We start from the raw sequence: 22850 nt of genomic DNA, 5'->3' as shown, positions 1-22850 counted from the left end.
TCGTGAAGACCCTAAACCCTCCAGTGACTATAGGTTCAAGAGGAAAAATGGTGATGTATTCGATCGGCGAACTGTCCCGGCGCACAAGCGTCAAGGTGCCGACCATCCGCTATTATGAGCAGATGGGCTTGATCGACACGCCGGAACGCTCGGAAGGAAATCAGCGGCGCTACGCCAGGAGCGATCTGGAGCGCCTGGCCTTCATCCGGCATGCCCGCGATCTCGGTTTTACCATCGACGCGATCCGCCAGTTGATCGATCTCGGCGATCATGCCGAGAGGCCTTGTGCCGACGCCGACCGGATCGCGACGGAGCAATTGGTCTCGGTCCGCACGCGCATCGCGCAATTGCGGCGGCTGGAGGCGGAACTGGCGCGAATCGCCACCTGTTGCACCGGCGAAACCATTGGCGAGTGCTACGTCATCCGTGCGCTCTCGGATCATTCGCTATGCGAGAGCGAGCATTCGCATGCAGCATCCGGCGGGACAAATTTGGCGCTTGAGTCACCTGAGCCTCAGGCGCTCAAACACCAAATTCACAAACGCCGCTGAACGGATATTATTTCTCTCAGGCGGCCAGTTTCAACGCGCTCAACGCCTCATCCAGCGCGATCTCGCCTTTGAAGCCGCCATTCCCGGCGGGTGCGTCGCCGCGCTCCACGGCATGGGCGAACTGAACCGCAGGATCATTCTCCAGTTTCTCGAAGAGCCGCTGAAGTGCCGGATAATCGCGGCGGTCGATCACGTCGTGATATTTCGTCCAGCGCGCAATACCGACGAAATAAGCGTCGGCCAGCGAACGCCGATCGCCGAGCAGCCATTGGCGGTCGCCCAGCATCGCCTCCAGCTGAGCATGAACCTTGGCGAGAGTGACCGAACCATAGGCTCTCAACGCCTCCTTCTCGGCGCCTTCGCATCCATGTTCGAGAGCGTACCAGAGCGGAGCGAAACCGCTGAAGAGGCTGGTGTTGAGATAAGCAAGCATCTGATTGAGCCGGTCGAATTCCGGCGTTCCCTGGGTGAATCCAAGCCCCTTGTCGATGCCCAGTGCGCCAATATGGTTCAGGATCGCCATGCTTTCACTGATGATTTCGCCCTTTTCCGTCATGAATGCCGGTGTTTCGGCTGCGGAATTGATGCGCCGGTAGGCATCGCTGGTGATCATGTCGCTCATCATGTCGATCCGGCAAAGCCGATAGGGTCGGCCAAGCCATTCAAGAGCAACGATCGAGCCGAAGGAACATCCCGAAGGGATGCCGTAAAAGAGGATCGGTTCCATTTTTTCTGTCTCCATTCTTGTCGGTAGCAAGGGTGTTTCCCTTGCAGACAAGATGGGTTCGTGGACTTTATATGGGAAGTCATGATATTTTCGTCTTAAAGTCTATATTTGTGGACATTCATTCATGCTCAATCTCAATGACGTCAGAATCTTCGTTCAGGCGGTGGAAAGCGGCGGGTTTACCGCCGCGGCACGCCGGATCGGCGCGCCGAAGTCCACGATCAGCAAACGGGTGGCCGAACTGGAAGCCGAACTGGGCGTGCGTCTCATCCATCGCACATCACGCAATTTCGGGCTTACCGATATGGGGCGCGAATTCTTCGACCATGCCCGTGCAGCGATCATCGAAGCCGAAGCGGCCCGTGATGTCGTGCGGCGGCGATTGGCCGAGCCCATCGGCACCGTCAGAATTACGGCGTCGGTTCCGGTCGCACAATTCAAGATCGCCGACAGGCTGCCGGGACTTCTCCGGATCTACCCGAAAATCGAGGTACAGCTTCACGTAACCGACCGTTTCGTCGATCTTGTGCATGAGAACTTCGATATAGCGATCCGCAGCCATAGGTCAGCCCTTCCCGATTCCGGTCTGGTGCAAAAGCGGATGTCGGTCGAACGGACAATCCTGGTGGCGGCGCCCGTCTATATCGACTGCCGCGGGTTACCCCGCTCGCCCCACGAACTGTCCGATCATGACGGGGTCAATGGGAGCCTTACGGTACGGGATTGGCGGCTGCGCAATCAGTCCGATGAAGAGATCACGGTCACGCCGCATCCTCGCCTGGCCGCCGACGAGGCCGGGATGCTGTTGCAGGCGGCGAAGGCGGGTCTTGGCATCGTGTGCGTGCCCGAAACCATTGCACGCCTGAGCCTTGATCGCGGTGAACTGATCCATGTCCTGCCCGACTGGTTTGAAAACACGATCACCACGACGATCCTGACACCGCATCGGCGCGGCCAACTGCCCGCCGTTCGGGCTGTCATCGATTATCTGGCCAAGCCGCAATAGAAACGTCTTCGCCGGGCTGTTAGTCCTTCGCCAGCTTGACGCCGTTCATCTGCGCCACGATATCCGACAGCATCGGCACGTAGTCCTGCCCGTGGCCGGTGCCGACCGCGAGAGCGTAGGAATTGCGCACGGCGGAGCCGACCGGATTGGCGAGGCCGGCGGCGTTGGCGAAAGAAGCGAGATAGGTGGTGTCCTTCAGCGCATTGACAAGCGTGAACTTATGCGCATCCCGGTCGCGTTCGAGCACATATTTGAAGAAGGTCTGGTAGAACAGGCAATCCATCCGACCGCCGCGGATGACGCTGTCGAACACCTCCGGCGTCAGCCCCGCATGGGCGCCGAGCGCCAGTGCTTCAGCATAGATCGCCGCATAGCCCAAGGCGAGGAAATTGTTGAGGAGCTTCATCGTGTGCGCGGTCCCGACAGGTCCCGTTTTGATGATGCGCTGGGAAAAGGCTTCAAGCACCGGCCAGGCGCGATCGACCGCCGCCGGATCGCCGCCGACCATCACGTCGAGCGTCCCCGCTTCCGCGTCCGTCGGCGTGCGGCTGAGCGGTGTGTCGATCAAGGTGATGTTCCTGGGCGCAAGCTCCGCGGCAAGCTTGAGCGTCGAGGAGGGTTCGGAGGTCGAGCAATCGCAGATGAGCAGCGGCTTGCCCGCCGACGCCAGCCCATCCTGTCCGTTGATCGTGGCTTCCACCTGCGGGCTGCCGGTGACGCAGATGACGACGATATCGCTCTTTTCGGCAAGATCGCGCGGGTTGGCAGCCTCGGCCGCGCCACGGGCTTTGAGATCCTCGACCGGCGCGCGGTTGCGATGTCCCAGCACGGTCAGGGGCCAGCCCTTTTCCACGATATTCTTGGCCATGCCATGGCCCATCAGCCCGACGCCGATAAAGCCGATCCGTTCCTTGCTCATGATCGTTCCTTCCCTCCGCAGAACCTTCATCCAGCTTCAGTCTAGCCGCAGAAGATGGCAGCCGTCACCATGCATCAGGGGAGTTGCGCACCCGTCGCCGTGACATAGACCGAATAGACCGATTTCGTGGCGGTGATGAACAGCCGATTGCGGCGTGGGCCGCCGAAGGTGAGGTTCGCCACGACCTGAGGTATGAGGATCTTGCCCAGCAGGGTTCCGTACGGTGCAAAACAATGCACGCCGTCGCCAGCGCTGGTCCAGACATTCCCGCTCGTATCGACGCGCATCCCGTCGGGCGCGCCTTTGTCGATCGTGCAGAACACCCGGCCATTGCTCAGGCGTCCGCTGTCACCGACATCGAAGACGCGGATGTGGCGTGGCAGCGTGTCATTGCTGCCCCCCGATGAATCGGCGATATAGAGCTTGGCTTCATCAGGGGAAAAGGCAAGCCCGTTCGGCTGGACAAAGTCATCCATGACGGATTCGAGCGCGCCTGTATCGGGATCGAGGCGGAAGACATGGCGCGCGGCCTGTTCCGGCTCCGCCTTGTAGCCCTCATAGTCGGAGAGAATACCGTAGGTCGGATCGGTGAACCAGATCGAGCCATCCGAGCGCACGACGACATCATTGGGCGAATTGAGGCGCTTTCCCTGGTAGCTGTCGGCAAGGACGGTGATCGACCCGTCGTTTTCGGTTCGCGTCACGCGGCGCGTGCCATGCTCGCAAGAAACGAGCCGGCCCTGCCGGTCGCGCGTATTGCCATTGGTGAAATTCGATGGCGCGCGATAGGTCGAAACACCGCCGTCCGGGACCCAGCGCAGCATCCTCTGGTTCGGGATATCGCTCCACAGGAGGCAGCCCGCATCGGCAAACCAGACCGGGCCTTCCGCCCATCGGCAGCCGGAATAAAGCTCTTCCAGATCCGCGTTCCTGACGATCAGGTTCTGAAACCGCCGATCATGAATTTCGTAGATCGAATTGTGCAGCATGCGCCTGCTCCTCGTATAAAGATCTTGAAACGATATTGCCGATACGCGGCATCAGGCCCGGCCGCGCTTTCGTCCCGATGCCACCATGATCACCGCGATGATGATGACCCCTGTCATGACGAGACGGATACCCGCTCCCAGGCCGTAGGTGTTCAGCATGGAAACGACGAGGAACAGAAACAGCGAGGCTCCCCATATGCCAGGAACATTGGAATCGCCACCGGCAACGGCAGTGCCCCCGATGACGACGACAGCGATCGACATCAAGAGATATTCCGAACCCATATTGAGCGCCGCGCCGCCTGAAAAGCTGGCCAGCATGTAGCCGCATATGGAGGCAAGCACTGCACATAGCACATAGGTCGCGAAGCGGACGCCGTCGACCGGTATGCCAGCCATCCTGGCCGCGGGGATACTCTGGCCGATCGCTGAAATCCAGCGCCCGTAGACGGTCTTCTGCAACAGCACCCATGCGATCACGGAAAGTACGAATGCCACGAGGGCGACGTTCGGAACGCCCCATAAAGTAGAGGTGGTGAAATCCGCTAATAGCGCCGGCGGTTTGATCCGGATTCCGCGATTGGTCCAGATCGCCATCGACTGGACGATGAAGCTCATCGAAAGCGTCGCGATGATCGGCGGGATGCGCAGAAGCTTGATGAAGGCATAATTGCCGATGCCCACCGCAACGCCGAGCCCGATGGCGATGGCGAGGCCGGGCAGGATCAGCGCATTGTCCACACCCATCAGCTTCAGCGTCACAGTGCCCGAAAGCGTGATCATCGCGGGAACCGACAGATCGATATTTCCCGGGCCGAGCGTGATGACGAACATCTGGCCGATACCGACGATGACGGAGAACGCCGCGAAGGTGAACGCCGCCTGCGACAGGCCCGCGGCACTTGCGCCGCCTGTGAACATGATTGTTATGAGCCAGACGATGACGGTTGCCACGAAAGACCAGATCCATGGCTTCAGGACAAGCGAACGAAGCGCGTTCATCGGCCTTTCTCCCGCTTTTCCAGGCGGTTGAGAAACAGGCGCAGCGCCAGCACGACGATCAGGATCGCCCCTTGCGCGCCAATCTGCCAGTCCGGCGAAATCCTGAGGAACGATAGAAACGAGCCGGCGAGTGTCAGCGTCAAGGCCCCGATCACCGCACCGATGGGTGACACGCGACCGCCGACGAATTCGCCGCCGCCGAGGATGACCCCGGCGATGGAGAGCAGGGTATAGCGAAGCGCAATATTGGCATCGGCCGATGTGGTAAGCCCGACGAGCGCGATGCCGGCGAGGACAGCGAAGGAGGCGGCAAGCGCATAGGCCCCTGCCCGCGCGCTAATGATCGACCATCCGGCACGCTCGACCGAACGGGTATTGCCGCCGACGCCGCGTATTAGCACGCCGAACGAAGAGCGCATGACGATAAAATGGGTAATCACGGCAATGATGATGCTCGCGACGATCGCCATCGGCATCAGGGGCGGTTTGGACGTCATGATCCAGCGTGCCCAGACCGGAGCCTGACCGCCCGGAGAAGGCAGGATCAGCACCGCGAGGCCGCCCCAGACGAAGCTCATGCCGAGTGTCACCACGATCGAGGGCAATTGCCTGACATGGATGACGACGCCGAGAACCGCATAGGCGGCAATCGCTGCCAGGAGAATGATGGTGCCGATCAGTGGCGCTGTCGGCAGGAAGGTCGCAGCCACGCAGGCGACGAAGCTGACGAAGGCGCCCATCGACAGATCGAGATCATTGACCGTCATGATCAGCATCTGCGCGATCGTCGCAAGGGTGATGGGAACAGCGAGATTGAAGAGGAGATTGAGACCCGTATAGCTCATGGCGCGCGGCTGCAGGTAGAAGACCGCGCAAAGAAGGACGATCAGCGACAACGCCGGGATCAGGAGCCGGACGCTGTCGGTCGACAGGTTGATCTTCATGCGATGGAGCCCCCGATCACTGCTTTGGAAGCGACGGCTTCGGTGAAAGAGGCGGCGAGGATGTTGTCTTCGCTGATGTCGCTTCCGGTAAGTTCGGCGACGATAGCGCCGGCGTTGAAGACATAAACGCGGTCGCAGATACAGACTTCCTCCATCTCGGTCGAATACCAGATGAAGGTACGACCCTTTTCCGCCTCGCTGCGCAAAATACCGTAGACCTCCTGCTTGGTGCCGATATCGACGCCGCGCATCGGATCATCCATCAGCACAACAGGCGCGCGGACCGCCAGGGCACGGGCAAAGAGCACTTTCTGCTGGTTGCCGCCGGAGAGCGAAAGGATGCCGTTGTCCATGTCCTGCGTGCGGATTTCGATCTTTCGTTTCCATTGTTCGCCGAGTTCCGCCTCATGCCCGCTATCGACAAACGTGGCGCGCGACACATCGCCAAGGGAGGCGATGCTCATGTTCTTCAGGATGCTCCACAGCGGGAATGTGCCATTATAGCCGCGATCGCCGGCCACGAATGCCACCGCCGGATTGCTGCGCTGCAGCCAGTTCCCGCTGTGAGAATGAAAGAGATCGACGAGCGTGTCGGTCTGGCCATGCCCGCTCAATCCGGCTAGTCCGACGATCTCCCCGCTGAACGCCTCGAACGGCATTCCACGGCCGCCGCGGGGCGGCAGCGAAAGGATCGGAGCCGTTGATTTGAGTACGCGCGCCGCCCGCGCGTCCTTCTTTTCCGCGACAACGCTTCCCATTGCCTGGACAAGCTTCGCTTGCGTGAATTCTCCGGCCGCGCGATCAGCGACCACACGGCCGTCCTTCATCACCACGATCCGGGTCGCAGTAGAAAGCACCTCGCCGAGAATGTGGGAGATGAAGATGATGGAGCCACCGCCCACCACATAGGTGCGGACATGCGCCAGCAACTGCTCCGCAAGGCTCGCATCGAGCGACGAGGTCGGTTCGTCAAGAATGACCAGCTTGGGCTTCTGCCCGACATCGGCGAAGGCTGTGGCGATTTCGACCATCTGGCGCTCGGCGATCGAAAGATCGCCCACGGCACGGGAACAATCGATGCGGTGGCCGGGGAAAATCTCCCCCAGTTTGCCGGTAATCGCGGCGACGGCCTTGCTGCGCCAGTTCCAGCCGTTCAACGCGCGATGCATGACCCGCATATTCTCAATGACGGTCAGATTGGGACAGAGCGACAATTCCTGGAACACGCAGCGGACGCCGTGATTGCGCGCGCTGGCTATGCCATGACGACCCGGCGCTTCGCCTTCGTAGGCGATCGTTCCCTCATGCGGCGAGAGCCCGCCATTGATGACGTTGACGATGGTCGATTTTCCCGCGCCATTATGACCGACGAGGCCGACACATTCGCCAGGCCGGATGACGAGATCGACACCGGCGAGAGCCCGCACGGCGCCAAAGCTGACCTTGACGCCCTGCGCCTCGACGACCGGCACAAGATGGGAACTGCCTGTCATGATCTGTTTTACGGCCTCTCCTGGCTGAAATGAGGGCCAGCGCCGGACAGGCGCCGGCCGCAAACTCATTTCGCGCTGTTGATCACGGCCTGCGCGTCTTCCAGCGTATACTCGACATTCGCAACGCCACCCTTGGGGGTCTTCTCCAGATTGGCTTCGAGATTGTCCTGGTCGATACGCAGGAACGGCACGACGAGGTCCTTCTTGACCTCCTTGCCGTCGAGGATCTGCTGGGCGACCCAGAAGGCCAGCGTTGAAACCCCGGGGGCGATCGAAACCGACATGGTTTCGTAGCCGTTGGCGTCTTTCTGCTCCTTCCACCAGGCAAGCTCGTCCTGACGATTGCCCATGATGATGATGGGCGTCGGGCGCTTGGCGGCGGCAAAGGCCTGCGCCGCACCATAGCCGTCGCCGCCCTGTGTCACCACGGCTGCGATTTCCGGCAGGCTGGGCAGGATGCCCGCGACAGCACGTTGGGCGACGTCCTGCGCCCAGTCGCCATGCACCGATCCGGCAATCTTGAACTGCGGATATTTCGCGACGCCCTCATGGATGCCGCCCGAGATCGCGTCATCGACGAAAACCCCGGCCAGACCGCGGATTTCCAGGACATTGCCACCCTGGGGAAGTCGCTTGGCGAGATATTCGACTTCGCTGCGGCCCATTTCCTTGAAATCGACGGCGATGCGCCAGGCGCATGGTTCGGTGACAATGCCATCGAAGGACACGACAGTGATGCCGGCATCACAGGCTTCCTTGACCGCGCCGTTGAGCGCTGTCGGAGATGCGGCGTTGATGACGATCGCGTCATAGCCCTGCAGGATCATGTTCTGGATCTGCGCGGCCTGTTCCGTCGCCTGGTTTTCCGCTGTCGTGAATGCGTCGGCGGCGGCGACAACGCCTGTCTTCACCGCTTCGCCGGTGATTTTCTCCCAGCTCGTCAGCATCGCCTGGCGCCAGGAATTGCCGGCATAATTGTTGGACAGTGCGATCTTCTTGCCCGACGTATCCGCCAGGGCTGAAGCCGGCACAGCGGCACACGCGATCGCCACCGACGCCAGAAGCATCTTTCTGATATTCATTGTCTCTCTCCCTCATGGCCCGTCGCTATAACGGAGCCGAAATTTCTCTTCCGCTCTTCATGGACCGAAGAACTGCCCTAAAACTGAGTTTCCTCCCCTCAGTGACCAACAGGATGACGAAGATCGATAGCGTTGTACAGGCGCTTTGAGGCAAGCCGTTTGCGGGAAGTTCTCAAAAATGTGCGGGATCCCGCAACATGGAATAGCCTCTTGCGGCGCTAAATCGGTTATAGAGATCGAGCTGTATCGCCAGGGGGAGGCGAAACGAGGAGGAATACGAAGTGCTCAGCCCGGCGCCTGCCACGCTTTTGGATCATTATCTCGGCATATCGCGGCTTTTAGCAGGCCAGCTCGATTTTCATTCGGCCATCCAGTCGGTGGCAGCCGAGATCAACCATATCATCCCGCATGATCATCTCGACGTGTGCATGATCATGCTCGACGGCAAGTATCACATCGCCTATGAAATGGGAATAGAAACCGCCTGGGGCCAACCGCCCCCCGCCCCCCTTGCAGGCAGCCCGATCCGGGCGGTCCTTTGGGGCGAAGAACCGTTTTTGCTGACGGCCGACGCCTGCATCGATCCCCGGTTTCACTTCGAGGGCGCCTTTTCCGCGCCGATCCAGCAGCTCTCTCTTCGAAGCCGGTTGCATGTGCCGTTGAAGGTGCAAGGCGATGTCATCGGCGCGCTGAGCTGTTCCAGCCGCGCGGCCGACCTCTATTCCATAGAGGATGTCAACAACGCCCAGTCGATCGCCGATCTGCTGGCGCCGTATTTCTTCGCGCTCAGGGCGGCGGATCAGGCCCAGCGCTCGGCGATCGTCGAGGCGGAAGCGCGGGCCCGCGAGGAAGGTTTGCGCCTCGGCGCGTTGAAACTGACCGAAGCGCTCGAAACGGAAAGACAGCGCATCGGCATGGATCTTCATGATCAGACGCTCGCCGATCTCACCCGGCTGGCGCGGCGGATCGAAAGGCTGACACATCTGCCTGAAGTGACCGGCGAAACGCTTGAGCCATTGTCGCGGGGATTGCAGCAATGCATGCAGGATCTTCGCCAGATCATCGAACAGGCGAAACCTTCGATCCTGCAGCTTTTCGGTTTTGCGCAAGCGGTTGAAAACCATCTCGACCGCTCGGTCAGCGAGAGCGGCGCCGTGATCGATTGGCAATTGACGGACGATACCGGCGGGGCGATCGACAGTCTCGACCAGACCGTCAGCATCGCGCTTTTCCGGATCGTCCAGGAAGCCATCAACAATGCCGTCCGCCATGCCCAGGCGGGTCGGATTTCGGTGCGCCTTCATCTCGTGAAAAGCAATATCGTGATTGAGATCAACGATGATGGACGGGGCCCCGGAATATCCGGCAAGCGAACCGGCAGCGGCCTGGAGAACATGCGTACGCGTGCCCGGCTGATCTCAGCTAAATTCGATATCAGGGAAAATATCGAGGGCGGTGGAACCTGCGTCACGGTCCTGTTCCCGATGATTTCGCGGCCCGCCTGAAGATGAGATATGGGAGATGAAAATGAAGGTTCTGATCGTCGAGGATGATCCGCTGCATCGCTCCTATCTGAACGAGGCCGTACGCGCGGCACTGCCCGAATGCGACGGAGTCATAGAGGCGGAGAACGGGATCGCGGGAGAGCGCATCGCGCGTGAATATAAATCGGCCCATATCGTCATGGACCTGCAGATGAGCACGCGCAACGGCATCGAGGCGGCGCGCACGATCTGGAAGGAGCGACCGGAAACCCGCATCCTGTTCTGGTCGAACTATTCCGACGAGGCCTATGTGCGCGGCGTTTCGCGAATCGTGCCCGACGGCGCGGCCTTCGGCTATGTCTTGAAGTCCGCTTCCGACGACCGGCTCAAGCTCGCGCTCCGCAGCATTTTCATCGAGGCGCAATGCGTCATTGACCGCGAGGTGCGCGGCATGCAGCAAAAGAGCCTTGGCCACACCAATGGCTTCAGTGATTCCGAATATGAGATCCTTGTCGATATCGCGCTTGGCCTCACCGACCGCACCATCGCGCGCCGCCGCAATCTTTCATTGCGCAGCGTGCAGAACCGGCTGCAACATCTCTATGAGAAACTCGATGTCCACCATCCATCGGCAAAGCATGATGGGCCGGAGCACGAGGAAGAGCGGTTCAATCTGCGCTCACGCGCGGTAACGGTGGCCTTTCTCAGGAAACTTTTAAACTATAGCGCGCTGGAGCGCGCCGAGGCGGAGCTTGGCGAATGGTTGCGCGACCGTTGACCCGGCATCAGCCGCCGGGCGCAAATTGCGCGAGTGCGCCTTTGTAGGTCTTGGCGCCAGGCGTCGCATAGGCACCGCGCTTGGCGGTCCTCAGGCCCAGCGTTACCAGCATTTCGGCCTGTTTGACGGCGGCACTGACGCCATCGACAACCGGCAGCCCGTATTCCCCCTGCAGGGTGCGCGCGAGATCGGCCATGCCGGCGCAGCCAAGCACGATCGCCTCCGCCCGGTCCTCGTTAATGGCACTATCGATTTCCTGCTTTAAGCGGTCGATAGCACCGGAGGCGGGGTCTTCGAGGGAGAGAACCGGAATATCGGCGGCCCGCACCTTTGCCCGTCCCTCCATGCCGTAGCGGCGAACCAGTGCCTCGATTGGAATGCGGGAGCGCTCCAATGTGGTGACGATGGTAAAACGCTGGGCAATGAAGGATACAGCCGTAAGCGCGGCCTCGCAGATACCAATGACCGGAATATTGGCCAGCGCGCGCGCCGCGTCGAGGCCGGTATCGTCGAAACAGGCGATGATTGCGGCCTCGGCACCCCGGCTCTCGCCGTCGGCGAGCCGCTCCAAGAGACCGGGCACGGCAAGCGCCTCGTCGTAATAGCCTTCGATCGAGACAGGCCCCATCAGCGAGGTCACCGCTTCGATCTCGGTGTCGCGGCCCGCCACGCCGATAGCAGCCTTGCGGATCGTTTGTGTCATGCTGGCGGTGGTATTGGGATTGATGACGAGAATGCGCAAAATGAATTCCTAAGCCATGCGGGCGTTGCGACGGCGCAGGATCACGATGATCGCCAGCGCCAGAAGAATGATCGTGAAGGAAAAGAGCGTCGTCACCGTGCCGAGCGCATAAAGCACCGGCGTCGTGACATTGGTTGTCATGCCATAGATCTCCAGCGGCAGCGTGTTGTAGCTTCCCGCGGTCATTAGGGTTCGCGCGAATTCGTCATAGGAAAGCGAGAAGCCGAACAGGCCGACGCCGATCAGGCTTGGCGCGATCATCGGCAGGAGGACGTGGCGGAAGGTCTGCCAGGAGCTTGCGCCCAGATCGCGCGCCGCCTCCTCATAGGATGGCGAGAACCGGTTGAAGACGGCGAACATGATCAGAACGCCGAAGGGTAGTGTCCATGTCAGATGCGCGCCGAAGGCGGAGGAATACCAGGCCGGACGCAGACCCAGCTGCTGGAACACAACGCCGATGCCGAGACTGACGATGATCGAGGGTACGACAAGACTGGCGACACTTAAATAGAACAGCGCCGACGCACCCTTGAAGCGGCGGCGGAAGGCCAGGCCGGCCAGGAGCGAAACCGCAACCGTCACCACCATTACCATCACGCCGAGCAGGAATGAGCGTGTGAAGGATGCGCCGAAATCGCCGACGGCCTGGCGCTCGAAAAGATTACCAAACCAGTGCAGCGAAACGCCGTTCAGCGGAAAGGTCAAGCCGCCGTCCGGTCCCTGGAAAGACAGGATGAGGATCGCCGACAGGGGGCCATAGAGGAACAGCACGAAAAGCGTGAAGAAGGCGGCAAGGATATAGAAGCCGAGAGAGCGTTTCTCATGATGCATCTCAAAGCTCCTTGCGGATATCGACGACGCGCAGGATAGCGGCGACCATCATGAGAACGAGAACCAGAAGCACGACGGCATTGGCGGCAGCGGCGGGATATTGCAGCAGCGACATCTGGTTCTTCATCATCAGCGCCACAGATGCGCTCTGGCCGCCCGACATCACCTGTACGGTGGAGAAATCGGCCATCACCAGCGTGACCACGAAAATGGTGCCGATCGCCATGCCAGGCTTTGCCAGCGGGATGACGACATTCCAGAGCGTCTGCCAGCTGGATGCACCGGCATCGCGCGCAGCTTCGATCAATGAGCGGTCGATGCGCATCAGCGTGTTGAAAACAGGCGTCACCATGAACAGCGTATAGAGATGCACCATCGCCAGAACCACGGCGAAATCCGAATAGAGCAGCCATTCTATCGGCGCTGGAATAATCCCCGCCTGAACCAGCGTCGAATTGACGAGGCCGTTGCGGCCGAGGACCGGAATCCAGGAGATCATGCGGATGATATTGGAGGTGAGAAAGGGAACAGTGCAGACGAGAAACAGCACCATCTGCATGGAGGCGGTACGCACGTGAAAGGCGAGGAAATAAGCGACCCAGAAGCCGATCACCAGTGTCAGTGCCCATACGATGGCAGCATATTTGAGCGTATTCAGATAGGTCTTCCAGGTAACCCATGAACCGAGCGTGTCGGTATAGTTCATGGTCATGAAATCCGGATAGATGCCGGCGAAATCATAATCCCAGAAACTGACGATAATGATGGTGAGAATGGGCAGGACGAAGAAGAAGCCGAGGATCAACGTCAGCGGCAGCGCCTGCAGATAGGAAGCGGCAGCAGAGACAAGCCCGCCGATCCTGTCGGTCAGCGGCTTTTTCGTTATTTCCATCTGCGCCTTGTCTTCCATGGTGGCTGCGGTCACGCCATGTTCTCCGTACTTTTGGACGGGCAAGCCCCTCTCTCGATCCAGAGAGAGGGGCCGTTTGCATCAAGCTGCGATGAATTCGTTCCAGCGGCGGACCATGTAGCGGTCCTCGTCCATGACGGAATTCCAGCAGGCGACCTTGCCCATGCGCTCTTCGAACGAGCCGCCGTCGCGCACCGCACCGGCCTTTTCCATGATCTTGCCTTCCGGCGACATGATATCGCCCTGCGCCGGCTTGCCCTCGACCCAGTAACCCCACTCATCGGGCGACATGAATTCCTTGGCCGTCTCCATCGCCGCCGAATAATAACCCTGGCGGTTGAGATAGGCGCCAACCCAGCCCGAGAGATACCAGTTGATATATTCATAGGCCGCATCGAGCTTGGCGCCTTCCAGATGCCTGGCAAGCCCCAGGCCGCCGCCCCAGGCGCGATAGCCCTCCTTCAGCGGCTGGTACTTGCAGGCGATGCCCTTCGAACGCACAGCGGCAACCGCCGGCGACCACATGGACTGGATGACCACTTCGCCCGACGCCATCAGATTGACGCTCTCGTCGAACGACTTCCAGAAGGCGCGGAACTGGCCGTCCTGCTTGGCCTTGATCATGAAATCGATGGTCTTGTCGATTTCTTCCTTCGTCATGTTGCCCTTGTCGGCATATTTGATGTTGCCCATCGCTTCCATGATCATGGCGGCATCCATGATGCCGATGGACGGAATATTGAGGATCGCGGTCTTGCCCTTGAAGGCCGGGTCCATGATGTCGGCCCAACTGGTGATGTCGCGGCCGACGAGATCCGGGCGAATGCCGAGCGTATCGGCATTGTAGATCGTCGGGATCAGCGTCATCCACTTGGTCGGTTCCTTGGCGAAGGTCTTGGCGTCGGGCGTTTCGACGAAGCCGACCGTGTGAGGCGCCGTCCCCTGCGCGATCACGCTGTCCGGCTTGAGCTTGCCGTCGATGAACAGCGGCACGATCTTGTCGTAATATTTGATCTTGCTCACATCCATCGGCTGCATCACGCCCGATGGAAAAATTTTCTTGGCAATCCAGTATTCGATATCGGCGATGTCGTAGGAGTCCCGCTGGGTGACGGCGCGCTGGGCGGCGGCGTCGGAATCGGTGGCCGTCATTTCCAGTGTGATGCCAAGATCTTCCTTGCACTTGTCGGCAATGGCGTTGATGTTGGAAACACCGGTGCCGAACTGGCGCAACGTGATCGGATTTTGCGCCCAGATTGTTGGAAAGCCGGTGATGATGCCCGACCCGGCGGCGAGACCTGCCGCAGCCGCACCCGTCTTCAGCAAGGCGCGGCGGCTGATGCCTGAGCCCTGCGTGTTCATTCCCGTTTTCTTTGTCATGTCCTTTTCCCCTTGATTGATTGGTTTTCGGTGTTGATGGTCATGAATCGAGCCGGCCCAGAACCAACGCATCCCTGGCCGCCCATGACAGCGGAATGGCTTCGCCGATGACAATGGGCCTTGCGAAGAAGGCCGTGTCGTCAGCGATCACCGTGAAGTCCTCGATGCCCGCCCCCGCGGCAGAGATTTTCACTGAAGCACCCTGATATTCGATATTGGAAACGATCCCGGTAAAGCCGAAACCCTCCTGTTCGGGTGCGCCAATGCGCACGCGATCCGTGCGTATGGCGACGTCTACCGCCCTTCCGGCTTCCATCGGCCTGCCGACTGCCGCAAGCTCCGGCCCGCCGGGAACTTCGAACGTCACCAGCCCGTCCCTGTGCCCGGTGACCCGGCCTGAAACCACGTTATGATCGCCCATGAAACGGGCAACGAAGGCTGTCGCCGGACGCTCGAAAACCTCGCGCGGATGCGCCGCCTGCTCAATCCTGCCGTCATTCATCACGACAATCAGATCGGCCAACGCCATTGCCTCGTCCTGGCTATGCGTGACGTGGACAAAGGTAATGCCGAGGTTTTTCTGCAGCCGTTTCAGTTCAGCCCGCATGCGGATCTTCAGGAACGGATCGAGCGCGGAAAGCGGCTCATCGAGAAGCAATGCCTCCGGATCGGTAATGAGCGCACGGGCCAGAGCGACACGCTGCTGCTGGCCGCCGGAAAGCTGGGCAGGACGCCGGGACGCATAGGGCTCCATCTGCATCAGCTTCAGCATGTCCAACGCCCTTGCGCGGCGCTCGCCCTTCTCCACGCCCTTCATCTTCAGGCTGAAGGCGACATTGTCGATCAGGTCCATATGGGGAAACAGCGCATAAGACTGGAACATCATCGCCGTACCGCGCTTTGCCGGCGGAAAATCCGTCACCACCTTGCCGCCCAGGCGGATATCCCCTTGCGAAATGCTCTCATGACCGGCGATCATCCGCAGCGTCGAGCTCTTGCCGCAGCCCGACGGCCCCAACAGGCAGCAATAGGCTCCGGCGGGAATCTTCAGGCTGATGGCATCGACAGCTGTGGTCGGCCCATATTTCTTTGAAACGGATATAATATCGATTTCGGCAGGTTGCGACATCCGGGTCCCCATGTTCGTAACCAGCAAAGCACAATGCGTGCCAATCCCGATTGCCCCTGCTACCTCTTTGATATCCAAGGATATCTTTATCGACACTGCCAAGATCTATGTGGCTCATGCATCCCGCGCTGCACAAAAACTAGCCGTTTGTTTCGCATCATGGACGAAATTGTATGCAATCCATCGCGATATCTGCATTCAAAATATCCGTGCCATGGGAAGCGAATTGAGCTAGAAGGACGAAGCAGGAAACGGGGTCTGATTTGGAAACCGCAGCGATCAAACTGGGAGAAATCCCCGCGAAGGAAGCCGAGCAGCGCGCTGTCGTGATCAGCGACGCGCTGCATGACGCCATCGTCGAGCGCCGCCTGCCACCGGGAATGAAGCTGGTCGAGGCGGAAATCGGCGCGTTGTTCGATGTCAGCCGGACCATCGTCCGGACGGCGCTTCAGGAATTGAGCTTCCTCGGCCTTATCCGCATAGAGCGCAATCGCGGCGCGTTCGTCGCAAAGCCCTCGCCCGAGGAGGCCCGGCAGATCTTCGATGCGCGCCGGCTGGTCGAGCCCGGCATCACGATGGATGCGATCAAGCGCGCCACCAGTGACGATCTGGCACGTCTGAGAAATCACTTGAAACATGAGAGCGAGGCGATGAACCAGCGCGGCCTGAGTGCGCGGCGCATCGAGATCCGCGCCTCAGGCGATTTTCACCTGCTTCTGGCTTCGATTGCCGGAAATTTCATCATGCAGCGCTTCATGAGCGAACTTGTTGCCCGCTCATCCCTGGTCATCTCGTTATATGGGCAGTCGGGTGCATCGAGTTGCGGACATGACGACCATGGCGAGATCGTCGAGGCGATCGCCGCAAAGAATGCTTCAAAGGCGGTAGCGCTGACCCGGCATCATATCGATCATCTGGAAGCGGATTTGAATTATCGCACCGATGAAGCCATCGAGCTTCGACAAGCACTCAGCCTATAAGGGCAGCCTATAAGGCTTGACGGGCCGAGGCCTGAACGATCACCCCGAGGTCGTAGCCACCCATCTGTGCCATGCATCCTCGCTGCCGTGGAAAGCATTGAGGTCAATCCTGCCGTCCACGCCATGCGAGAGGCCGGAGCCGGAATATTGCCAGAACAGCCATTTCCTGCCGGGATAGACCTTTGAGGGGTGCTCTGCCACAGCCCGGAGCCAGAAAGGATAGTCGAGGAATTCGCCGCGCAGATTGTCGCGGTAGAAATCGGGCGCTGTGTAGATGATCGGGCGCTGGCCATAATGTCTTTCCAGCTTATCCATGAAGACCTGCATCTTCTCCAGGACCTTCTTGCGGGAAACGCGCTGGCTGCAACGGGACTCACCGTTCCATTCAACGTCGATGACCGGCGGCAAGGCGCCCTTCACCTTTGGAACGTTGCGGATGAACCAGTCGGCCTGCTCGCCCGCGGTCCGGCACCAGTAAAAGAAATGATAGGCGCCCCGCCTCAGCCCGGCCTCGTGGGCTCGGCGCCAGTTCTTCCTGAACATCGGGTCGAGATGGTCGCCGCCATCCGTCGCCTTGATATAAGCGAAATTCGCCCCCTGCGTGCGTAGCTTTTCCCAATCGATCTCGCCCTGCCAGCGCGAGACGTCTACACCGTGGACGGCCAGCGTCTTGGGAGAGGCGCGGCCGAAATTGATTGGCTTGGCATCGCGAAAGCGGTGGCTGTAGACCTTCCCTCGCGAGAATGTCTTTGCCGATGGCTCCGCTGGCACCACGAGCGCAACCTGCTCTACTTTCGGTGCGCGCATTGCCGGCTTCGTGACCCCTGGCGACAGCGCATTGGGGATAGGGGCCGGCGGCGCCAGCGCCATCACCTGTTGCAACTGTTCTTCATGCGAAGCGTTCGAACCGATCTCTGCTGGCGGCATCACATCCACCGGCGGCGTGATGGAACTCGTCGTCTCCAGCGACGGCTTCGCCAGAAGCTCGTCCACGCCACTGGTCGACGTGCAGCCGACCAAAACCGTGCAGGCGAAGAGGATGGCTGACACGCCTGAAAAACGCATGGGTACCTTTTACGCAAACAGAACAGACCCGCGGCGAAATCCGACGCCGTCGGACCTCCCTTCCGTAACTGCTAACGTTAAATTACCAAGAAAGATTGAATCCAAATTTAACCATAACGGATCAGGGGTTTATGGAAGATCCGGAAATGGCGACGGATTAAAGTTTTCCATTCCGTATTTTCACGAAGAAATCATCCTTCCCCACCTGCCCACCCTTGAGAACGATCTCGAAGCTGCCGGTGCTGTCGGCGAGGTGGGCGAGACAGACCGGTGAGCCGGGCGATTGCGGGATCGGATGGCGCAGTGTCAGCGCGGCGACGCCAAGCGCATCGAGCGCGTGGCTCGACGTATCACCGCCGGCCACGATCACGCGGTTCAATGCCTGTTCGCCGGCGAGTTTCTGCAGCATGGCGCCAAGCCTTTGTCCGACCCGATCGTTATCGAGAGAATGCGGACCGGACTGTCCCGCATCATCGGCGTGACCAAGCGCGGTATAGAGCAAAGGGCTGGCACCTTTACGCAGAACGCCCAGCGCCGCCGCATGAGCCGTCGCTTCCGCCTCATCTCCCCCCTGCCCCGAGGCGAGCGCGATATAATCCACCGCGACAGGTACGAAGCCATTTGCCGATGCATGGCGGATCTGCCGCTCCGTTGTGGGTGAGCAACTGCCCGAGACCACCGCAATACGGGTAGCGGGTTCGAGCGGTTTGTAGCTCCCAGCGACGCCGGCGATGCCCGCCTCTCGCCAAGCTTCAATCAATGCATATTCCACGCCCGACGATCCGATGATGAACGGTCCGATCCGCTGTCGCTCGTTCCACAGAATCTGCCCCACACGCTTCTGGCTCTCCGCATCGGCCACGTCCATCAGCACCGCACGGACGGAACTGGAAAGCACCGCGTCGAGCCTTGCCGCTCCCGATCCCGCATGAATAGCGGGCAGATCGACAAGGCCGATTGGCAGCCCGGTTTGATGGGAAAGGTGGCGACGCAGATCCGCCTCTTTCATGGGCGTCGCCGGATGCCGGCTCATGACCGGGTGGCTGTCGATACGAAAGACCTCCTCGCCGAAACGGGCGAACAATTCGCCGAAAAATGTGTAACGGCCGAGCTGATGCGCACCGACCACAATGGGCGCGACGCTCTGGCCAAATGTTTCCAGACCGATCTCCACCGCACGGCCGATGGAACCCTGATGCGGCGCGCTGTCGAAGGTCGAGCAGATCTTGTAATGGCAAATGGGCGCGCCAAGTCTGGCAAGCCATTTGAATATCGCGGGCAGTTCCGCGTCCATCCATGCCGGCTGCTTGCTGCGGCTATAGCCGGCAAGCCCGATCGCCCGGACATGGGAGAACCGTTTCAGCCATGCCTCGTCCGGCAGCTGAGTGAACAGCACCGTTTCGATGCCGTTGGAACTCAAGGCTTCCATGACATCGGTCGACCCGGTGAAATCGTCGCCGTAATAGGTGATGAGCGGAGCAATCATGCCAGCCTCGAACGGAACGCCCCGATCGCCGCGGCGAGCGCCGGATGGCTCTTTGCGTATTCATCCAGCGATATGCCTTCGGCTGCAGCCTGCCAGCCTTCGCGCAAGGATGCGATGCCGCCTGCGATCCCTTGCGGATGGCCCATGATGCCGCCGCCCGCGCAATAGATGAGATCGGTCGATCGAAGGGCGGCGTAGGTATCCTCAATCTGCTCGGCCGACTGGCCGGAAGAGAAGACCGGCATCGCTACGTAATCCCTGCCGCCATCGAACAGCGGCGCAAGGCACTCTTTGGCCGACGCAATGGACGATGCGCCATCCTCGCTGAACTTGTTGCGAAGACCATTGACGTGGAGATGATCGACACCGGCGATGCGCCAGAATTTCTGCCAGGCGATGAAGCTAATGCCGATATCGGGCGAGCGAGAATAGAGGCCCCAGCCATTGCGATGGCCATGGATGGGGAGATCTGTATGGCGGCGCAGAGCCGCCACGCCCGGCAAGCCGACGCTGTGGATGCCGACCATCACGCAGGTGCCGCCGGCTTCGCGCACAAGATCGGCGCCACGCTTCATCTCGTCGATCTCGCCGGTGATGTTGAAGGCGTACATCGGCTTTTTGCCGGTGCGCTCCGCATGATCGTTGAGAACGCGCATGACCGCCTTGACCCGGGCCTCCAGCGGGCAATGCGGTCCGTTCGCCTGCAATTCATCGTCCTTGATGAAATCGATCCCGCCCTGGCTAAGCTTTTTCACCAGCGCCGCCGTTGCCTCCGGATCAAGGCCCACGCTCGGCTTGATGATGGTTCCGATCAGCGGGCCGCGTTCAACGCCGGCCAGCTTGCGCGTTCCTGCAATCCCGGCGGCGGGACCGGGATAGGCCTTGGCGAAATCATCGGGAAAAGTGATGTCGAGCAGCCGCAACGCCGAAACCTCACGCAGTTCGAACAGGTTTCCGGCAACGGTTGCGAGCGTATTGGGCAACGACGGGCCGATATTCTCCATCGGCCAGGAGAGGCGGATGCGCCCGCGCGTATAGATCTCGCCCTTCATCCGGCACGGCAGCGCCGGTTTATCGGAACGGCCTGTTTCGACAATGGATTCGATGCGCGCGCCATGCGCCACTTTAAGCGCCTCGGTCTCGCCCTCGATTTTCAGGAACGTCCCCGACGATTGCTCGCCCGCGATCACCGCCGCCGTGTGTGGGAGGTCCAATGGGGTTTCGAGTTCATATTCCGCGTAGAGCCTGCTCATTGCATCCGTCCTTCCCGGCATCGCATCCTTGCCTCGTTTCTTATCAGGCGATACATCATCAGATCAACTCATTATACCAGTTGACATGATGATAATTGCTGGACATATTCGCCCCCACGAATTCACCTGTCCTGCCGCCTATGCGGATGTCGGGTGCTCTACCTGACTGCAAATATTCGGAGGATCCTTCATGAAAATCGCATTGCTCGGCGCTGGCGGAAAAATGGGTGTGCGCCTTGCGACCAATCTGAAGGGCTCGCGCTTCGACGTCGCACATGTGGAGATCAGCGAGGCTGGGCAGAAGCGGTTGAAGGAGGTCCTTGGTTTCGATTGCGTGCCCACCGATGAGGCCCTTGCCGGAGCCACGGCGGTTATCCTGGCGGTACCAGATACAGCAATCGGCGCGGTTTCCCGTTCGATCATCGATAAGCTCGATCCCGGCACGATGGTGATCGCGCTCGATGCCGCCGCACCTTTCGCCGGCCATCTGCCTAAGCGCGACGATATCACCTATTTCGTCACCCACCCCTGCCATCCTCCGATCTTCAACGATGAAACCGATCCGGCGGCACGGCGCGATCATTTCGGCGGCGTGGCGGCGGCGCAGTCCATCGTCAGTGCGCTGATGCAGGGGCCGCAGGAAGCCTTTGCGCTGGGCGAGGAAATCGCCAAGACGATCTACCAGCCGATCCTTCGCTCGCACCGTGTGTCCGTCGAGCAGATGGCGATGCTGGAGCCTGGCCTGTCGGAAACCGTCTGCGCAACCCTTCTGGTGGTGATGCGCGAGGCGATGGAGGAAGTCGTCCGCCGTGGCGTGGACCGCGTGGCGGCGCGGGACTTCCTGCTGGGACATATGAATATTCTGGCCGCCGTCGTCATGGGAGAGGTCGACGGCGTCTTCTCGGATGCCTGTAACAAGGCGATCGAGAACGGCAAGCCACGCCTGATGCAGCCCGATTGGCTGGGCGTGTTCGAACCGGCGGAAATCGCCGAAAGCATCCGCCGCATCACCTGACGGGGCGCGCGACTGGATGAAACGAAGCTCGAAAGGGTGAATACCACACTAAAAATTAGAAAAACCGGTCAATTCTGGGAGGAAAATCATGACTGTTTTCAGGAAAATGCTGCTTGCCGGCGTAACCGCCGTTACGCTTGCCGCCACGCCGGTAGTCGCCGGTGCGGCCGATCTGATCGCGATCATCACGCCATCGCATGACAATCCATTCTTCAAGGCGGAAGCCGAGGGCGCCAAGGCGAAGGCCGAGGCGCTTGGCTACGAAACCATCGTGCTGGTGCATGACGACGACGCCAACAAGCAGAACCAGCTCGTTGATACGGCGATTGCGCGCGGCGCCAAGGCGATCATTCTCGACAATGCCGGCTCCGACGCATCCGTCGCCGCCGTGCAGAAAGCCAAGGACGCGAAGATTCCGTCCTTCCTGATCGACCGTGAAATCAATGCCACCGGCATTGCCGTGGCGCAGATCGTCTCGAACAACTACCAAGGCGCAACCCTCGGGGCCGAAAAATTCGTCGAGCTGATGGGGGAAGAAGGCAACTATGTCGAGCTGGTTGGCCGCGAAGCCGATATCAATGCCGGCATCCGCTCCAAGGGCTATCACGATATCATTGATCAATATCCCGACATGAAGATGGTATCGCGCCAGTCCGCCAACTGGAGCCAGACGGAAGCCTTCGCCAAGATGGAATCCATCCTGCAGGCCAATCCCGACATCAAGGGCGTGATCTCGGGCAACGATACCATGGCCATGGGCGCCTGGGCTGCGCTCAAGGCGGCGAAGCGCACCGATGTCATCGTCGTCGGCTTTGACGGCAGCAATGATGTGCGCGACTCCATTCTCGAAGGCGGCATCAAGGCGACTGTTCTCCAGCCAGCCTACCGCCAGGCGGAAATCGCCGTCGAACAGGCGGACAAGTACCTGAAGACAGGCTCGACCGGCGAGGACGAGAAGCAGTTGATGGATTGCGTCCTCATCACCGCTGATAACGCCGGAAAGCTCGAAACCTTCGCGCTCAAGGACTGATCCGATCGGAATATCGGGCCGCCGCCCAAGCGGTGGCCCGATCTGCTTCACAGC

Annotated in this window: 21 protein-coding genes and 1 pseudogene; 7 read left to right on the top strand and 15 right to left on the bottom strand. The window is 60.1% G+C overall.

Annotated features, from left to right (window positions below):
- Nucleotides 1-53: 53 nt before the first annotated feature.
- Nucleotides 54-464: pseudogene (locus DUT91_RS16110) on the top strand (MerR family transcriptional regulator); the annotation flags it as partial.
- Nucleotides 465-567: 103 nt separating this feature from the next.
- Here DUT91_RS16110 and DUT91_RS16105 read toward each other — a convergent pair.
- The gene (locus DUT91_RS16105) at nt 568-1278 is read right to left on the bottom strand and encodes a glutathione S-transferase family protein (RefSeq protein ID WP_114441626.1); all 711 of its coding nucleotides are present in this window, start codon (nt 1276-1278) and stop codon (nt 568-570) included.
- A 124-nt stretch (nt 1279-1402) separates the two neighbouring features.
- On the opposite strand from DUT91_RS16105, the gene DUT91_RS16100 reads away from it, so the two are divergent.
- The gene (locus DUT91_RS16100; RefSeq protein ID WP_114441535.1) at nt 1403-2284 is read left to right on the top strand and encodes a LysR family transcriptional regulator; all 882 of its coding nucleotides are present in this window, start codon (nt 1403-1405) and stop codon (nt 2282-2284) included.
- Nucleotides 2285-2303: 19 nt separating this feature from the next.
- On the opposite strand, the gene DUT91_RS16095 is transcribed toward DUT91_RS16100, so the two are convergent.
- From DUT91_RS16095 to DUT91_RS16070, 6 genes are all read right to left on the bottom strand, one after another.
- Entirely contained in the window at nt 2304-3233 is a 930-nt protein-coding gene (locus tag DUT91_RS16095; RefSeq protein ID WP_342634461.1) for an NAD(P)-dependent oxidoreductase, read from the bottom strand.
- Nucleotides 3234-3277: 44 nt separating this feature from the next.
- Nucleotides 3278-4192, bottom strand: coding sequence for an SMP-30/gluconolactonase/LRE family protein (locus tag DUT91_RS16090; RefSeq protein WP_114441534.1), 915 nt, complete (start codon nt 4190-4192; stop codon nt 3278-3280).
- 51 nt (nt 4193-4243) lie between these two features.
- Nucleotides 4244-5194: an ABC transporter permease gene (locus DUT91_RS16085; RefSeq protein WP_114441533.1), complete on the bottom strand. Its 951-nt coding sequence runs from the start codon at nt 5192-5194 to the stop codon at nt 4244-4246.
- Nucleotides 5191-6138, bottom strand: a complete 948-nt coding sequence (locus DUT91_RS16080; RefSeq protein WP_114441532.1) for an ABC transporter permease — start codon at nt 6136-6138, stop codon at nt 5191-5193. Before DUT91_RS16080 ends, DUT91_RS16085 begins: the two co-directional genes overlap by 4 nt.
- Nucleotides 6135-7631 (bottom strand): sugar ABC transporter ATP-binding protein, encoded by a 1497-nt coding sequence (locus tag DUT91_RS16075; RefSeq protein WP_114441624.1) that lies wholly within the window; start codon nt 7629-7631, stop codon nt 6135-6137. The genes DUT91_RS16080 and DUT91_RS16075 overlap by 4 nt, the downstream gene beginning before the upstream one ends.
- Nucleotides 7632-7696: 65 nt before the next feature.
- Nucleotides 7697-8713, bottom strand: coding sequence for an ABC transporter substrate-binding protein (locus tag DUT91_RS16070; RefSeq protein WP_114441531.1), 1017 nt, complete (start codon nt 8711-8713; stop codon nt 7697-7699).
- A gap of 281 nt (nt 8714-8994) precedes the next feature.
- Between DUT91_RS16070 and DUT91_RS16065 the strand changes: the two genes are divergently transcribed.
- Nucleotides 8995-10218, top strand: a complete 1224-nt coding sequence (locus DUT91_RS16065) for a GAF domain-containing sensor histidine kinase (protein ID WP_114441530.1) — start codon at nt 8995-8997, stop codon at nt 10216-10218.
- 22 nt (nt 10219-10240) lie between these two features.
- Nucleotides 10241-10975 (top strand): response regulator transcription factor, encoded by a 735-nt coding sequence (locus DUT91_RS16060; RefSeq protein WP_114441529.1) that lies wholly within the window; start codon nt 10241-10243, stop codon nt 10973-10975.
- Nucleotides 10976-10982: 7 nt separating this feature from the next.
- Here the strand turns inward: DUT91_RS16060 and DUT91_RS16055 are convergent, their stop codons facing one another.
- The 5 genes from DUT91_RS16055 to DUT91_RS16035 all read right to left on the bottom strand — a co-directional run bounded on the left by DUT91_RS16055 (nt 10983) and on the right by DUT91_RS16035 (nt 15967).
- The gene (locus DUT91_RS16055) at nt 10983-11717 is read right to left on the bottom strand and encodes an aspartate/glutamate racemase family protein (protein WP_114441528.1); all 735 of its coding nucleotides are present in this window, start codon (nt 11715-11717) and stop codon (nt 10983-10985) included.
- A gap of 9 nt (nt 11718-11726) precedes the next feature.
- Entirely contained in the window at nt 11727-12548 is an 822-nt protein-coding gene (locus DUT91_RS16050) for an ABC transporter permease (protein ID WP_114441527.1), read from the bottom strand.
- Between the two features lies 1 nt (nt 12549).
- A complete protein-coding gene (locus DUT91_RS16045) occupies nt 12550-13440 on the bottom strand; it encodes an ABC transporter permease (RefSeq protein WP_245419760.1) in 891 nt (296 codons plus the stop codon).
- A gap of 99 nt (nt 13441-13539) precedes the next feature.
- Nucleotides 13540-14838, bottom strand: coding sequence for an ABC transporter substrate-binding protein (locus DUT91_RS16040; RefSeq protein WP_114441525.1), 1299 nt, complete (start codon nt 14836-14838; stop codon nt 13540-13542).
- Between the two features lie 40 nt (nt 14839-14878).
- Nucleotides 14879-15967, bottom strand: coding sequence for an ABC transporter ATP-binding protein (locus DUT91_RS16035; protein WP_114441524.1), 1089 nt, complete (start codon nt 15965-15967; stop codon nt 14879-14881).
- A 263-nt stretch (nt 15968-16230) separates the two neighbouring features.
- Here DUT91_RS16035 and DUT91_RS16030 point away from each other — a divergent pair, with 263 nt between their 5' ends.
- Entirely contained in the window at nt 16231-16947 is a 717-nt protein-coding gene (locus tag DUT91_RS16030; RefSeq protein WP_245419753.1) for a GntR family transcriptional regulator, read from the top strand.
- A gap of 39 nt (nt 16948-16986) precedes the next feature.
- Here DUT91_RS16030 and DUT91_RS16025 read toward each other — a convergent pair whose 3' ends face one another.
- From DUT91_RS16025 to DUT91_RS16015, 3 genes are all read right to left on the bottom strand, one after another.
- The gene (locus tag DUT91_RS16025; RefSeq protein WP_114441523.1) at nt 16987-18012 is read right to left on the bottom strand and encodes a glycoside hydrolase family 25 protein; all 1026 of its coding nucleotides are present in this window, start codon (nt 18010-18012) and stop codon (nt 16987-16989) included.
- Nucleotides 18013-18169: 157 nt separating this feature from the next.
- Nucleotides 18170-19498, bottom strand: coding sequence for a four-carbon acid sugar kinase family protein (locus DUT91_RS16020; RefSeq protein WP_114441522.1), 1329 nt, complete (start codon nt 19496-19498; stop codon nt 18170-18172).
- Complete coding sequence (locus DUT91_RS16015; protein WP_114441521.1) at nt 19495-20751, bottom strand: ribulose-bisphosphate carboxylase large subunit family protein; 1257 nt, start codon at nt 20749-20751, stop codon at nt 19495-19497. Before DUT91_RS16015 ends, DUT91_RS16020 begins: the two co-directional genes overlap by 4 nt.
- 190 nt (nt 20752-20941) lie before the next feature.
- Between DUT91_RS16015 and DUT91_RS16010 the strand changes: the two genes are divergently transcribed.
- On the top strand, nt 20942-21766 hold the full coding sequence (locus DUT91_RS16010; RefSeq protein ID WP_114441520.1) for a phosphogluconate dehydrogenase C-terminal domain-containing protein: 825 nt from the start codon (nt 20942-20944) through the stop codon (nt 21764-21766).
- Nucleotides 21767-21854: 88 nt separating this feature from the next.
- Complete coding sequence (locus tag DUT91_RS16005) at nt 21855-22796, top strand: D-ribose ABC transporter substrate-binding protein (RefSeq protein WP_114441519.1); 942 nt, start codon at nt 21855-21857, stop codon at nt 22794-22796.
- Nucleotides 22797-22850: the final 54 nt, after the last annotated feature.

It is taken from the genome of Paramesorhizobium salinisoli, assembly GCF_003335045.1.
Taxonomy (GTDB): domain Bacteria; phylum Pseudomonadota; class Alphaproteobacteria; order Rhizobiales; family Rhizobiaceae; genus Paramesorhizobium; species Paramesorhizobium salinisoli.
Note: the sequence above shows the minus strand (reverse complement) of the source record. Positions and strands in the feature narration are given on the sequence as shown.

Coding starts and splice junctions, on each gene's coding strand:
- DUT91_RS16060 (WP_114441529.1), top strand. CDS start 10,241: ATGAAGGTTCTGATCGTCGAGGATGATCCGCTGCATCGCTCCTATCTG.
- DUT91_RS16015 (WP_114441521.1), bottom strand. CDS start 20,751: ATGAGCAGGCTCTACGCGGAATATGAACTCGAAACCCCATTGGACCTC.
- DUT91_RS16095 (WP_342634461.1), bottom strand. CDS start 3,233: ATGAAGGTTCTGCGGAGGGAAGGAACGATCATGAGCAAGGAACGGATC.
- DUT91_RS16105 (WP_114441626.1), bottom strand. CDS start 1,278: ATGGAACCGATCCTCTTTTACGGCATCCCTTCGGGATGTTCCTTCGGC.
- DUT91_RS16085 (WP_114441533.1), bottom strand. CDS start 5,194: ATGAACGCGCTTCGTTCGCTTGTCCTGAAGCCATGGATCTGGTCTTTC.
- DUT91_RS16080 (WP_114441532.1), bottom strand. CDS start 6,138: ATGAAGATCAACCTGTCGACCGACAGCGTCCGGCTCCTGATCCCGGCG.
- DUT91_RS16040 (WP_114441525.1), bottom strand. CDS start 14,838: ATGACAAAGAAAACGGGAATGAACACGCAGGGCTCAGGCATCAGCCGC.
- DUT91_RS16010 (WP_114441520.1), top strand. CDS start 20,942: ATGAAAATCGCATTGCTCGGCGCTGGCGGAAAAATGGGTGTGCGCCTT.
- DUT91_RS16090 (WP_114441534.1), bottom strand. CDS start 4,192: ATGCTGCACAATTCGATCTACGAAATTCATGATCGGCGGTTTCAGAAC.
- DUT91_RS16005 (WP_114441519.1), top strand. CDS start 21,855: ATGACTGTTTTCAGGAAAATGCTGCTTGCCGGCGTAACCGCCGTTACG.
- DUT91_RS16035 (WP_114441524.1), bottom strand. CDS start 15,967: ATGTCGCAACCTGCCGAAATCGATATTATATCCGTTTCAAAGAAATAT.
- DUT91_RS16045 (WP_245419760.1), bottom strand. CDS start 13,440: ATGGAAATAACGAAAAAGCCGCTGACCGACAGGATCGGCGGGCTTGTC.
- DUT91_RS16025 (WP_114441523.1), bottom strand. CDS start 18,012: ATGCGTTTTTCAGGCGTGTCAGCCATCCTCTTCGCCTGCACGGTTTTG.
- DUT91_RS16100 (WP_114441535.1), top strand. CDS start 1,403: ATGCTCAATCTCAATGACGTCAGAATCTTCGTTCAGGCGGTGGAAAGC.
- DUT91_RS16070 (WP_114441531.1), bottom strand. CDS start 8,713: ATGAATATCAGAAAGATGCTTCTGGCGTCGGTGGCGATCGCGTGTGCC.
- DUT91_RS16075 (WP_114441624.1), bottom strand. CDS start 7,631: ATGACAGGCAGTTCCCATCTTGTGCCGGTCGTCGAGGCGCAGGGCGTC.
- DUT91_RS16050 (WP_114441527.1), bottom strand. CDS start 12,548: ATGCATCATGAGAAACGCTCTCTCGGCTTCTATATCCTTGCCGCCTTC.
- DUT91_RS16020 (WP_114441522.1), bottom strand. CDS start 19,498: ATGATTGCTCCGCTCATCACCTATTACGGCGACGATTTCACCGGGTCG.